This is a genomic window from Streptomyces sp. P9(2023) (genome assembly GCF_032436795.1).
Classification (GTDB): domain Bacteria; phylum Actinomycetota; class Actinomycetes; order Streptomycetales; family Streptomycetaceae; genus Streptomyces.
Genome location: NZ_JAUPWM010000244.1, coordinates 1 through 350, shown reverse-complemented (window position 1 = coordinate 350; position 350 = coordinate 1). Strand labels below are relative to the sequence as shown.

Below are 350 nucleotides of genomic sequence, written 5' to 3'. Positions count from 1 at the left end.
AGGCGCGCACCGTCATCGGCTGGCCGACGACGAAGACGACGCCACCCTGGTGCCGCTGGCCAAACGCATCAGCGCCCTGCTGGAACAGCTGGCCACACAGCTGGACAGACGCCTGCCGGTGGAGCCGCTGGCCGCCCAGGCCCAGGAGCTGCTGGCGCTGCTGGAAGAGCAGAGCAATACGCTGGATGAGAAGGCCATGACCCACTACCGCCCCATCCAGAGCCAGCTTCGCCTGATCGCCGAGCAACTGGGGCCGCTCAGCGAGGCAGCCGGGCGACTGGTGGCGCCCGGCAGCCTTCAAACCGACGCGGCTGAAGCGCTACGCTAACACCCGCACATCGGTCTCTTAC

The 350-nt window shown here is 68.0% G+C and carries 1 protein-coding gene; it reads left to right on the top strand.

What is annotated here, in order from left to right; translation table 11 throughout:
* Positions 1 to 328 (top strand): hypothetical protein (locus tag Q5762_RS37505; RefSeq protein WP_315896787.1); only part of this gene is annotated, 328 nt, incomplete at its 5' end.
* Between the last annotated feature and the right edge of the window lie 22 nt (positions 329 to 350).